The following is a 13007-nucleotide window of genomic DNA, read 5'->3' on the forward strand; positions in this document are numbered from 1 at the left end:
AGGTACAGTCATGGAAAAGAAACTTACTAAAGGCGATCTTGTATCGATTTTTATCCGTTCGAACTTCCTGCTCGGCTCCTTCAACTTCGAGCGTATGCAGGCTATCGGTTTCTGCGTTTCGCTGATTCCGGCACTCAAGAAGCTGTATAAGGATGATCCTGAGGAGTATAAACGCTCCCTCAAACGTCATCTTGAATTCTTCAACACGCAGCCGTTCCTGGCAACGCCGATCATGGGCATCATCGCGGCTATGGAGGAGAAGAAAGCCAATGGCGCGGAAATCGGTGAGGACACCCTCTCCGGCGTCAAGGTTGGTCTTATCGGCCCACTGGCCGGTGTCGGCGACCCGATTTTCTGGGGTACGCTGCGTCCGGTCCTGGCAGCTCTCGGTGCAGGTATCGCGCTGACGGGCAGCATCGTCGGCCCGTTGATCTTCTTCGTTGCGTTCAATGTCATCCGTCTGCTGACCAACTGGTACGGCGTCATGTACGGCTATGACAAGGGCACGGAGCTTGTCAACGAGGTCGGCGGCAACCGCATGCGTTACCTCACGGAAGGTTCTTCGGTACTCGGTTTGCTCGTCATGGGCGCACTCGTAGCGAAATGGACGTCGGTCAACATGCCGATGGTACTGTCGTCGTATACGAATAGCCAGGGCGATCAAGTCGTGACGACTGTCCAGAGCCTGCTTGACAGCTTGATGCCTGGCGTAGTGCCACTTCTGATGACGTTTGCCTGCATGTGGCTGCTCAAGAAGGGCGTCAATCCGCTGCTTATTATCCTTGGCCTGTTTGCGCTTGGCATCGTTGGCTATGCGATTGGCCTCTTTGCGTAAGCAAGACGGGCAGGAAAATATCTCCACTTGTTCCATACGGTATTACAATATTTATATATATTCCATTATGTAATACATTCCCAACAGAAAGAGCTTTGCCGCAAGGCAAGGCTCTTTTTGTTGAGAAACAATAGGTCATATGTCCTCATGACAGCGGGTTTTGTGCTATAATTGGAGCATAATGATTGAGAAAGGCGGAGTTTGATGGACGCACGGGAAAAATATTTCTGGGGGCTCGTGGGCGCGATGTGCTTAGGGCTCTTGCTGCTGAGCTTGCTGCATGTGTCAAAGGGGGACCTTTCCGCACGGCAGAATGAGCACCGGCGCAAGCTCGGGGCTGTCTATATGACGCTAAATAATCCCTTCTATGAAGTCGTGGATGAGGAAATCCGGACAGTAGTAGAGAATCATGGGGATGTGCTGATTTCGCGTGACCCTGCCTTATCGGTTGACCGCCAGCGGGAGGAAATCCGTGAGCTTATTGCTGAGGGTGTAGAAATCATCTTCATCAACCCTGTGGATTGGAAACGCATCGAACCAGCCTTGGAGGATGCCTATGCGGCTAATGTGCCAGTCATCGCCATCGATACGAGCGTGCAGGATGAGAAATATGTGGCTTGTACCGTCATGTCGGATAACTATGTAGCTGGTGTACAGTGCGCCCAGCATTTGCTGGCAGTTTCGCAAGGCGGCCAGATTGGCTTGCTCAAGCACTCGCAGGCGCATTCCTCTGTTGACCGCATACAGGGGTTCAAGGACACGTTGGCGGGCCATCCGGAGTTTCAGATTGTCGATGAGGAGGAATGCCTCGGACAGCTTGAGCTCGCGATGCCGGCGATGGGACGTATCCTGGAGCGTCATCCTGATGTATCCATCGTCATGGCGCTAAACGATCCGGCGGCTATGGGGGCCCTGGCAGCGCTGCAGAGTGCGGGACGGCTTGATACGGTGATGGTCTATGGCGTCGATGGTGTGCCTGAGACGAAGGAAATGATCCGGCAGGGGCATATGACGGCTACGGTGGGGCAGTCTCCGCGCCAGATCGGCCGGCGGGCAGCGGAGCAGGCTTACCGGCTGCTGGCTGGTGAGGAAACGGAGCGGGTCATCCAGCTGACGACGCAGCTGTTGACGCGCGATAGGCTGCTGACCGAAGATAAGGAGGGCTGGAACTGAGCATGAAGGTAGATTTTGAAATGCTGAAGGAGAGGGACCGGATTGCGGGCCTTTATCGTTTGCTCAGTATCTACAATGGCTTGGTCGTATTTCTGATGGCTGGCTTTATGAGCATTACGCAGGAGAAAATCATCCAGAGTATGTCGGCGCGCTCTTTCCTGGAGACGCTGCCAATCGTGCCACTGCCTGCTGGCAAGGGATTTTCCTTATCGATGGGGTCGTTTTTTGTGCTGGTCCTGCTGGGGCATCTTTATCGGCGGGATACGCTCAGTGATATGATGCGCTATTTGGTGTTCCTGGCTGAAATCACTGCCTGCATGCTGCTTATGCGCAGCCTGAATCTTGCTTATGATGGTGTTGTCCTGCTGGTCGTTGCCGATCTTATGCATCGCTATCAGGGCAAGAATCAGAGCTGGCTGCTGGTGGGCGCTATGTTTGGCCTTTATTGTATTGCCAACTATAATCTGGCGATTTTCCAAGGGCATGTGGCGCCGTTCGATGCCTATACTTCGTATTATAAATCATCGGTGCAGGCTATTCTCATTGCCGTGAAGAATGGTTTTGTCTCGCTCAATATCATCTTGTTCGTGTCCTACCTTGTGCTGCTCGTGCAGAGCAAGCATCAGGAGAAGGAGCGCATTGCCAGCCTCAATACGCAGCTGGGCGAGGCCAATGAACGCCTGCGGATTTATGCTATCGAGGCAGAGCGTATGGCCGAGACGCGGGAACGTAATCGTCTGGCGCGGGAAATCCATGATACGCTTGGCCATGCGCTGACTGGTATCGCTGCGGGGCTTGATGCCTGTCTTGTGCTCGTTGATGCGGCACCAGAGGCGGCCAAGAAGCAGATGGCTAAGATCCGCGAGACCGCGCGTCGTGGCATTGTCGATGTGCGCCGTTCGGTCGAGAAGCTGCGCCCCGATGATCTGGAGAAGCTGCCGCTGCGCCATGCGATTGCGCGTATGGTCGCGGAGTTTGCGGAGTCATCGAATATGAAAATCCGTGTGATTGCCTTAGGCTGGCCAGATAATCTGCGTGAAGATGAGGAGGAAGTCATCTATCGCGTCGTGCAGGAGGGCATCACCAATGCCAACCAGCATGGTAAGGCCACTGAGGCGACCGTAACGATTGGCACGGAGCCTGGGCGCAATTACATCATCATTGCCGACAATGGCCATGGCTGTGAGGATGTTGAGCCAGGATTTGGCCTGCGCCATATGCAGGAACGGCTTGATTTGCTGCATGGGCGGCTGCGATATTGGAGTGACAATGGCTTTACTTTGGAGGCCACGATACCGGCGGGGACGAGACGGGAGGAGAACGAATGATAAAGGTAGTGATTGCCGATGATCAGGAGCTTATCCGCGAGAGCCTGAAGATCGTATTGGATCAGAATGTGGACATGGAAGTGACGGCGCTGGCTGAAAACGGCCGGCAACTTATGGATATACTCAAGGTGAGCCAGCCGGATGTCATCCTGATGGATGTGCGTATGCCGGAGCTTGATGGTGTACAGGCTACCAAGGCAGTCAAAGAGCTTTATCCTGCGGTCAAGATCATCATCCTTACGACTTTCGATGATGATGAATATGTATTCAATGCTTTGAAGTACGGAGCCAGCGGGTATTTGCTCAAGGGCGTATCGGTGCCGGATCTTACGAATGCAATCCGCACGGTCGTAAGTGGTGGTGCCATGATCAATCCGGGGGTGGTGGCCAAGGTGGTCAAGCTGTTCAACCAGATGGCCAAGAACAACCTGAGCGTCGAGACTGGTACCAGCGGTGCCGAGGATCTCACGCGGACGGAGCGCAATATCGCGCATCTGGTTGGCCATGGCCTTTCCAACAAGGAAATTGCCGAGCGGCTGAGCCTTTCAGAGGGGACCGTGCGCAATGGCCTTTCGAATGCGCTTTCCAAACTGGATTTGCGTGACCGCACGCAGCTGGCAATCTGGGCTGTGCAGACGGGGCTTGCAGCTGCGGAGGTGGAGCTCTGATGCGGGGCGATGTCAAGCGCCAGTTGTTGCTGCTGGCTGTGGCATTGTTGCTGCTTTTAGCTGGGATGCTGGCTTATCAGCAGCAGAAAACTGTCGAGCTGCGGGTCGGGGTGTTTGCCGGCAGCAATTGGGATGTTCCTGATGGCGATTCCTATGCTGTTGTCGAGGCGGCAATCAAGCGCTTCGAAGCGAAGCATCCTGGCGTAAAGGTAACGTATGTAAGCGGTATCAAAAAAGAAGATTATTCCGAATGGCTGGCCGAAAAGCTGCTGGCGGGAGAGGAACCGGACGTCTTTGTTGTGCCAGGTACGGACTTCAATATGTATGCGGCTATGGGAGCTTTGCAGGATCTGTCAGATTTTGGCAATCAGGACAAGCAGTTTTCCTGGGATGTCTATTATCCGGCTGCACTGGATTATGGCCGTTATGATGGCCGTGCTTATGGGCTGCCCGTTACGAGCGTGCCGACGCTGATGTTTGTCAACAAGACGCTGCTGGCCCGGGAGGGAATTGCGATTCCAGGCAACGACTGGACGTGGCAGGACTTCCTGGAAATCTGCCGCCGCGTCACAAAGGATACCGATGGCGATGGCGTGCTTGATCAGTTCGGTTTTTATGATTACGATTGGAAACTTGCCGTCGTGACGAATGGCGTAGAGCTGTTTCGTGAGGACGGGCGCGCTTCGTATTTTGCCAGCAGCCGCATGGAGGAGGCCGTGCAGTTCCTTTTGCAGTTGCATAATGCGCAGCGGGGGCGCGAAGTCACAGCGAAGGATTTCGATATGGGCCGTGTGGCGTTCCGGCCGTTTACCTTTGCAGAATACAGAACGTATAAGCCTTACCCTTGGCGTATCAAGAAATATAGTTCCTTTGAATGGGATTGCATCAAATTGCCGGCCGGGCCATCAGGCGATAATGTATCAAACCTGCAGACGATGCTTATGGGCATGAGTGCTAAGTCTGGGCACAGGGAATTGGCATGGCTGCTGCTGAAAGAAATCTGCTATGCGCCGGAAAGCCAGCAGCTCATGCTGACAAAGACGCAGGGCCTGCCATCGCGGCGTGACGTGGTAGAGGCAGATACCTCGCAGGCTTTATTTGCAGCCAATGCACCGGGTTGTGAGGAGATGAATCTCCGGGTGGTCAGCGAGGTTATGGAGCGGGCTGTTATGCAGCCAAGGTTTAAGGGATATGATGAGGCGATGCTGCGTGCCAATAATGAATTGCAGCAGGTCATCACAGGTATCGTTCCTTTCAATAATTCCCTGAATAAACTGCAAAAAGAAATCAATGCTTATTTACAGCAATAATAGCGGATAAGGAGAATGGTATGATGGTTCAACACAAGGCACCAGTAGAAATCGAACGGAAATGGATGGTCAATGGCTGGCCGGAAGGTTTGCCCGCTAAATTGGCCTTTGAGCAAAAGATGCGCCAGGGCTATGTATCTGTTCGGCCGACGGTGCGGATTCGCGAGGAGGAAACCACCTGGACAAACTGTACCAGTAAACCGTTGGAGGCAGAGTATATTCTTTGTTTCAAGTCCAAAGGGAAACTGGCGCGCAAGGAAGTGGAGCTGCCGATTCCCGCCGGTAAATTCGGCGAGCTGGAGGATCTTATTGACGCGCCTCTGATCGAAAAAGTACGACGTACCTATGAGCTGGCCGATGGCCTGCGGCTGGAAGTGAATCATGTAGATGGCGGCTCGCCGTCGGAATTCTGGTATGCGGAAGTGGAGTTTGCAAGTGTCGAGGCGGCGCGGGCTTTTGATCCGGCTGCCGTTGGCCTGGGGGCCTATCTCGTGGATGATGTGACCGATCAGCCGGGACAATCCATGGGCGACTATTGGGAGTCGACCCGGTTGCATTCCTTGGACAAATGAACAAGACCCTCCGGGATATATGTGCGCGTCGGGCGGATGGAGAGAGAAAAATAAGTTTCCACCGCCGTTATGATGTAAACAGGATTTATGATATCATCAACGAATTATATTCCTGTACTATATATTCTAGGAGGGTCCTTTTATGTTAGGATTGCTTATTGCTCTTATCGCTGTCGTCTGGGTGACGCGGCTGGTGCTCAAGAAGTATCCGGCCCAGCCGGTATTGTTCACGGCCGGCGTCATCATGATGATGCTGACGCTGGTGCTTGGTCTGGGCGAGATTCTGCCGGACAAGAAAAGCACGGGCTCAGCCTGGCTGGATATCATCCAGTCCATCAGCCTGGCGTTTTCGAGCCGGGCGGCTGCCCTGGGCATGATCATCATGCTCATCGGCGGCTTTTCGATGTATATGGATAAGATCGGTGCCAGCACGGCGCTGGTCCGCCTGGCCATCAAGCCGCTGCAGAAGCTTGGCCATCCGTATCTGGTGCTGGCACTCACGTCGATCCTGACGAATGTGCTGGCTATGTTCATCAGCTCGGCTTCGGGCTTCGGGCTCTTGCTTATGGTGACGATGTATCCGGTGCTCGTGCGGCTGGGCGTCAGCCGTATCGCGGCCTGTGCCGTCATCGCTACGGCGTCGGCTCCGGGCTGGGGGCCGGCTGGTGCCGACAGCATCTATGCGGCTGAGCTCATCGGCATGGAAATCGTGCCGTATTTCATGCAGTATCAGGTGCCCATCGGCATCGCTACGGTGCTGTCGCTGGCTGCGGCGCATTATTTCGTGCAGAAATATCTCGACAGGAAGCATCCGGATGAGATGGCGGGCAAGGATGTTTCGGCAGCCATCACGAAGGAGCAGGCTGAGGCACAGAAATCGCCGGATGTCCCGGCTTTCTATGCGCTGCTGCCGACGCTGCCGCTGGTATTGGTGCTGTTCTTCGGCCTGGTCGACATGGGCGTCAAGATGGATATCAGCCTGGCAACGCTGCTGTCCTTGGCTATCACGATGGTCATTGAGCTCCTTCGCCATCGCGACGGCCTGATTGCCTGCCAGGGGGTCAAGGCTTACTGGGATGGCATGGGCTTGCAGATGGCGACCGTCGTCACGCTGGTCGTGGCTGCGGAGACCTTCTCGAAAGGCCTTATCTCGCTGGGGGCCATCAATACCTTGATCACGGGGGCACAGGATGCAGGCTTCAGCGGTATTGGCATGATGTTCGTCTTCGTGGGCATCATCATTGCTGCGACCCTCGTCACGGGTTCGGGCAATGCGGCGTTCTTCGCGTTTGTGCCGCTGGCACCGAAGGTCGCTGCACTTTCGGGACTGGCGCCGGTGCTGTTCGTCCTGCCGATGAACTTTGTCTCGAACCTTGCACGTTCGATGTCACCGATTGCCGCAGTCATGATTGTTGTTGCCGGTGCGGCCCATCTTTCGCCGATGGATCTTGCGAAGCGCACCTTCGTGCCAGTGGCCATTGCTACGGTCGTAAACATCGGTCTTACGTTGTTGTTGTTTTTCTGATTCGTGGTGTCCATATAGCATATAGAAAGAGGCTGGGAAAATGTGGTGGCATTTTCCCAGCCTCTTTTTATGTTTTACTTTGTATAGCTAAGTACAGTGTCTGTGCCACAGGTTACCAGCTGGTCAGGCGCTATGGCTGTAAGATTCCGCACCGTTTCGTAATTGACGATGAGCAATGGCGAAATCAGGTTGATTTTGCGTTTCTGCAGTAGCGGCAGGTCGAGTTTCAAGATGGGGTCGCCTGCCTTGACCTGATCGCCGCGCTGATGGAGCGGCGTAATGCCTTCGCCATTCATAATGACCGTGTCAAGCCCGACGTGGACGAGTATCTGCACGCCATCGTCCGTGGTGATGGCAAAGGCATGCTTGGTGTCGAAGAAAAGTGAGATCACACCATCGCATGGTGCGATTACGGTATCACTTTCGGCTACGATCGCCAAGCCGTCACCAGTCAGTTTTTCTGAGAAGACCGGGTCGGGCACGGTAGCAAGATCCATTGTTTTGCCGGACATGGGTGCTATGAGTTGCTGCTTTGGTGTTGTCATTTTTCATCCCTGCCTTTTGCGATTATCTTATCTACATTCTACTACGAAATCCTGTCGAATCAAGCCTGAAGAATACGTAGGCTGTATCAGGGGAGATTCGGGATATTCTTGCTGATAGCGGTATGGTGGATGATGTCCTGGATGCGCAGGTCGATGGCTAGTTCCTGCTTGTGCAGGGTCTCAGCCGTCGAGAACTCTGCCTGGCTGTTTTCGCGCAGCCCCTTGATGAAGTGTTGCCAAGCCTTGATGGTGGTTTCTGTTGACTGCTGGCGCTGGCGGGCAAGATACTGGGCCCCGGCCGGCACATCGATCTCATCGAGCCGCTGCTGGCGTTTCTTGAGGGCTGGAATCACTTCGTTCTCAAGCAGCTTGGCAAGCCGGCTGCGCTGCTGCTCATTCAGGCGGCCGTTGGTGGTGGCACTGAGCTCACGGAAGCGCTGGCGGTAAGCGATGAAATCATAATTATAGGCCTCGACGATGCTTTCTGTGTTGTCGATGTAGCTGGCGATGTCGCTGTTCTGCAGCGGGGCGATCGTATCCAGGTACTGTCGGTAATTCTTGATGTAGACGACTTGCCAGTGGCCGTCCTTGGATTGCTCGAGGACAAGCTGCAGGGTGAAGGGCGTCTGGGTGTAGTCCTCGCGGACCTTGAGCTCCGCTGTGACCGTAGTGCCATTATGCTCGACATTGCCGAGGCTGACAAAGCTGGTATTGCGCAGCTGGCTGCGTTCGAGGAACCGCTCGAAGTCGATGCCAAGCTGGCGTCCCTTGAGGATATCCGTGCCTTCCGGCAGGCTCCAGCTGCCACTGTCGATGCGCCCGAGGACGGATTGCTCGAGCCCCTTTGTCAGCTGTGGTTTGATCAGGATATAAAATTTCTCGAACATGGCCTTGGTATCTGCGGTCAAGGTCGAATCGTAGGCAAAGAGATCGACGGTCAGATCGTCGTAGGCACGGGAGGAAAGTACCTCTACGTTCACATATTTCTGGAAGCGTGCGGAATCATGCTGGTCAAGGGCAAGCGAGAGCTGCTTGAGGGCATATTCTGGCGTCCGCGTATAAAAGAATCCATACCAGATAGCCGTGCCGATGCAGGCCGCCAGCAACAGGATCAGCAGGTACAGCCGCCGCCGTTGTCTGACACGCCGCTGGCGCAGCATTTTTTGCCAGGTATAATCGTCCATATTTCTATTCTCCTAACTTTGATTGTATCTATTATACTATAAGGATTGTGGTGAGGGCAAAAAAAGCAGAAAAATACTATCCTAAAACGAACATATATGCTACAATATCTGCGAGAATAACTGTTCGATTTTGAGGTAATAGCAAATGAAATGGGTGAATCATGAGGTGGTAACGGGGGTCATCGTCTATGCGGCCGTGCAGGACCCGTTGCCGGCTTTGTATAGCATGGCGGGAGCCATTATGCCGGACAAGCTCGAGGGCAGCCCGCGCGGCAGCAATTACTGGAGCTGGCGCAGCCGCCATCGCGGCTGGTCCCATTGGCCGATGCTCTATCTGCTGTTATTGGGCTTGCAGCTCAAGGTCATGGGCGGCGGCTGGGACGCATTCATGGACTTGGGCAATATCGGGGTGTATTTCTGCATTGGGGCTCTGCTGCATATTGCTGAGGATGCCGTCTGCGGCAAGGTGCCGCTGTTCACGCCGTGGCAGAAAGTCGGTGTGAAACTCTTTGCCGTGGGCTCGGTCACCGAGTATATCTTTTCGATTGTTGTGGTGCTGCTCTGCTATATCTTTCAGGCAGAACTTATGATAAAATGATTATGAATAGCACAGAACAATAAGGAATATACAAGAACGAGGTGGCTGCCATGATGAGGAATCCCTATGCCAAAGGTCGTCCCAATAAGGTCCTGCGCTTGCTGGCGGATAAATACCCGACCAAAGAAGCCGTCTATGAAAAGCTGATCTATCTGCAGTCACGTCTGTCGCTGCCCAAAGGCATCGAGCATTTCATGAGCGATCTGCATGGGGAGTATGCGTCGTTCTTCCATATACTCAATAACTGCTCGGGGGTCATCCGCGAAAAGGTGGACTATGTTTTCGGCGAGCGCCTGAGTGCAGAGGAGAAGGCTGAGTTCTGCACGCTCATCTATTATCCCAAGGAAAAGATCGAGCAGATCACCCATGACCATGAGAATACGCCGGAATGGTACCGGAAGAATCTTTCGCAGCTGCTGGAATTATCCAAGCTCATGAGCTATAAGTATCCGGCCTCCAAGGTCTACGGTTTCATTCCCAAGCGCTATGAGGCGGTGATCGTGGAGCTCATGAATACCCGACCGGAGGCGGACAATGCCCAGTTTGTCTACCATAAGCGCCTGCTGAATACCATCGTGCAGATCGACAGCGGTGAAGGCTTCATCGAAGCCTTCACCGTGCTCATAAAACGGCTGGCAGTGGACAGGCTCCATATCGTGGGCGATTTCTTCGACCGGGGGAACCGGCCGGATGCCATCCTGAATCTGCTGATGAAGCATCCTTCAGTCGACATCCAGTGGGGCAACCATGATGTGCTTTGGATGGGAGCGGCGCTGGGCAATGAGACCTGCATTGCGGCCGTGGTGCGCAATTCCCTGCGCTACAACAATACGGATGTCTTGGAACGTGGCTATGGCATCAGCCTGCGGCCCTTGACCACCTTTGCGCTGCACAGCTATCCAGATGCCAATCCCATCAAGGCGGCGGAAAAGGCCATCACCATGATGATGTTCAAATTGGAGGGACAGCTTATCCGCCGTCATCCCGAATATCAGATGGAAAGCCGTCTGCTGCTGGATAAGATCGATCTGCGTTCCTCGCATGCGGTACTGGGGGATGGTATGCGCTATGAATTGGAAAGCGCTTATTTCCCTACGATCGATGAGGGGGCTGACGACCCTTATCAGCTGACGGAGAAAGAAGCAGCCATCATGGCTGACCTCAAATCCTACTTTGTGGAAAGCACCGTGCTGCAGCGCCATGTGGACTATCTCTATCAAAAGGGCAGCCTGTATACCCGCTACAATGGCAATCTGCTGTTCCATGGCTGTGTGCTGCTCAATGAGGATGGCACGCTGCGATCCGTAGACTATGAGGGGCAGGAATTGCGGGGGCGGGCCTGGTTCGATCACTGTGACCGTATGGCACGGGAGGCCTGGCTGCATCATAGCCAAAATGCTGTGGATTTCATGTATTTCCTGTGGTGTGGGCGGCTGTCCCCAGTGTCGGGGCGGGAGTTCAAGACTTTTGAACGGGCCTATATCCCCGACGAAAGCACTTGGAAGGAGCCATCCGATCCCTATTTCCGATACATCAACAACGAAACGACCTGCGCGATGGTCTTGAAGGAATTCGGCCTTGACCCGGTCAAGGGACATATCATCAATGGCCATGTGCCGGTAAAGGTCAAGAAAGGCGAAACTCCCGTCAAGGCTGGCGGCAAGGCAATCATCATCGATGGCGGCTTTTGCAAGGCGTACCATAGCAAGACCGGGATTTCCGGCTACACGCTGATATCCAACTCCCGTGGCCTGCGTCTGCTGCAGCATCAGAAGATTGCCGATGTTCGGGAGGCTTTGAAGGAAAACCATGATATCGAGTCTGTATCGGAGACGGTGGAACTCCAGGCGCGCAGGACAACGGTAGGTGATACCGATGAAGGGAAACTCATCCAGGATGAGATCACAGATCTCTACAATCTGTTGCTGGCCTATCAAAACGGCTTGTTGAAGCCGCAGGAAGACAGATAGTATTTAAATAAGATAGGAAAATATCCGATATATAGGATATAGTGATTATCATAAGGGAGGGACAAGAATTATGAAGGCGATATTGGGGTTAGTTAAGCCGTGGCGGCTGCTGGTATTCTTATGGGCATTGATACTGTTTCCGCTTACAGCCAGTGCGGAGAAGACCAATTGGGTAGATGAGTCATATGATTTTTCCAAGGTGCAGAAAGCGCTGGTTTATGACATCACGATTACGGATAAAGCGGAAATGGATAATGACCTATTGGAGCAAGTGGTAGCGGAAGATTATCTGAAGAATGCAGCACGGCCTGGTTACCGGCTTATACGCCCGGACAAGGCTGCCATCTTATCGCCAGGAGATCCGAAAGGCGCGGCGGATATCTATATCACGGCAGAACTCCTGAAATGGCATGATGATTCCTATGTCAAGTCACCATATACAAGCTGGGAAACGAGAACGTCAACACGCAAGGTGAAAAGAAAGAATGGAACTTGGTATGAGGAGACATATCATACGTCGGTTCCTGTCTACCATCCGGCAGAAGTCATCTATACCTCTACAGTACGGATTCGTTTTGAAGTATTTGATGCCAAGACGGGCAAACGCGTCATGGCCAGGGATGAGCTGAGAGAACGGGACAACTCCCGCCATGGACAGCAGGGAATCTTTGGCCGGATCAGCAAATCGTTCTTTGATGATCTAGGCAAGAAGATCAAGTCAAAGGGAAGAGATGAGTAAGAGTAAAAACGGGGAGGCTGCCGTCAGCAACCCCGTTTTTTACTTTTTTTGAAAAAGGTGTTGACATATGAGGAAAAGACGTGTATCATAATACAAGTCGCTGAGAGATACGGCGCACGATGTGAACCCGCGAAGCCTTGACTGGCAAGGGATTGAAACATGTCGGTTCCGAATTCAGTCAAAAAGAATTTTAAAAAAGTTCTTGACAGAGAAAACTCAACGCGATATAATAAACAAGTCGCTAAGATGAGCGGCACGGTTCGAAAGAATCGAAGATTGTTCTCTGAAAACTAAACAATGCAGAATGAATCATGCAACATGATTCAAGCCAGATGTTAGATGAGACTTCGGTTTCATCATCAAAACATCGATTGGTATGAACAACATAGCAATCGGCAATTTCTTTTAAGCAGCGAACAGCAATTTTAATTGCTTGTGAGTCGCTTACATAAATCACTTCAGTGATTTGTGAACCATAGAATAATTGAGAGCTTGATTGAGTTCTTCAATATAATTTATTGGAGAGTTTGATCCTGGCTCAGGACGAACGCTGGCGGCGT

Annotated in this window: 12 protein-coding genes; 10 read left to right on the forward strand and 2 right to left on the reverse strand. The window is 53.0% G+C overall.

Translation table 11 applies throughout. The features are described 5' to 3' along the window. Window positions 1-10 precede the first annotated feature (10 nt). The 7 genes from manZ to dcuC all read left to right on the forward strand — a co-directional run bounded on the left by manZ (window position 11) and on the right by dcuC (window position 7411). Window positions 11-835, forward strand: coding sequence for a PTS mannose transporter subunit IID (manZ, locus tag BM181_RS13495; protein WP_075429515.1), 825 nt, complete (start codon window positions 11-13; stop codon window positions 833-835). Window positions 836-1039: 204 nt separating this feature from the next. Further along, a complete protein-coding gene (locus BM181_RS13500; RefSeq protein WP_075445652.1) occupies window positions 1040-2008 on the forward strand; it encodes a sugar ABC transporter substrate-binding protein in 969 nt (322 codons plus the stop codon). A 2-nt stretch (window positions 2009-2010) separates the two neighbouring features. Beyond that, window positions 2011-3336: a sensor histidine kinase gene (locus BM181_RS13505; RefSeq protein WP_075445653.1), complete on the forward strand. Its 1326-nt coding sequence runs from the start codon at window positions 2011-2013 to the stop codon at window positions 3334-3336. Beyond that, complete coding sequence (locus tag BM181_RS13510; protein WP_075445654.1) at window positions 3333-4004, forward strand: response regulator transcription factor; 672 nt, start codon at window positions 3333-3335, stop codon at window positions 4002-4004. The genes BM181_RS13505 and BM181_RS13510 overlap by 4 nt, the downstream gene beginning before the upstream one ends. After that, window positions 4004-5314 (forward strand): ABC transporter substrate-binding protein, encoded by a 1311-nt coding sequence (locus BM181_RS13515; RefSeq protein WP_075445655.1) that lies wholly within the window; start codon window positions 4004-4006, stop codon window positions 5312-5314. Before BM181_RS13510 ends, BM181_RS13515 begins: the two co-directional genes overlap by 1 nt. 20 nt (window positions 5315-5334) lie before the next feature. Beyond that, window positions 5335-5886, forward strand: a complete 552-nt coding sequence (locus tag BM181_RS13520; protein WP_218150126.1) for a CYTH domain-containing protein — start codon at window positions 5335-5337, stop codon at window positions 5884-5886. A gap of 142 nt (window positions 5887-6028) precedes the next feature. Next, on the forward strand, window positions 6029-7411 hold the full coding sequence (gene dcuC, locus BM181_RS13525; RefSeq protein ID WP_075445657.1) for a C4-dicarboxylate transporter DcuC: 1383 nt from the start codon (window positions 6029-6031) through the stop codon (window positions 7409-7411). Between the two features lie 74 nt (window positions 7412-7485). Here the strand turns inward: dcuC and BM181_RS13530 are convergent, their stop codons facing one another. Both BM181_RS13530 and BM181_RS13535 read right to left on the reverse strand, forming a co-directional pair. Next, on the reverse strand, window positions 7486-7956 hold the full coding sequence (locus BM181_RS13530; RefSeq protein ID WP_075445658.1) for a PTS sugar transporter subunit IIA: 471 nt from the start codon (window positions 7954-7956) through the stop codon (window positions 7486-7488). An 86-nt stretch (window positions 7957-8042) separates the two neighbouring features. Beyond that, on the reverse strand, window positions 8043-9140 hold the full coding sequence (locus tag BM181_RS13535) for a hypothetical protein (RefSeq protein ID WP_075445659.1): 1098 nt from the start codon (window positions 9138-9140) through the stop codon (window positions 8043-8045). 145 nt (window positions 9141-9285) lie between these two features. Here BM181_RS13535 and BM181_RS13540 point away from each other — a divergent pair, with 145 nt between their 5' ends. The 3 genes from BM181_RS13540 to BM181_RS13550 all read left to right on the forward strand — a co-directional run bounded on the left by BM181_RS13540 (window position 9286) and on the right by BM181_RS13550 (window position 12447). Further along, window positions 9286-9738 (forward strand): metal-dependent hydrolase, encoded by a 453-nt coding sequence (locus BM181_RS13540; protein ID WP_075445660.1) that lies wholly within the window; start codon window positions 9286-9288, stop codon window positions 9736-9738. Window positions 9739-9791: 53 nt separating this feature from the next. Continuing rightward, the gene (locus BM181_RS13545; protein WP_075445661.1) at window positions 9792-11708 is read left to right on the forward strand and encodes a fructose-1,6-bisphosphatase; all 1917 of its coding nucleotides are present in this window, start codon (window positions 9792-9794) and stop codon (window positions 11706-11708) included. A 70-nt stretch (window positions 11709-11778) separates the two neighbouring features. Further along, window positions 11779-12447, forward strand: a complete 669-nt coding sequence (locus BM181_RS13550) for a hypothetical protein (RefSeq protein ID WP_075445662.1) — start codon at window positions 11779-11781, stop codon at window positions 12445-12447. The last annotated feature ends 560 nt before the right edge of the window (window positions 12448-13007 follow it).

It is taken from the genome of Pseudoselenomonas ruminantium, assembly GCF_900113715.1.
GTDB lineage: Bacteria > Bacillota > Negativicutes > Selenomonadales > Selenomonadaceae > Selenomonas_A > Selenomonas_A caprae.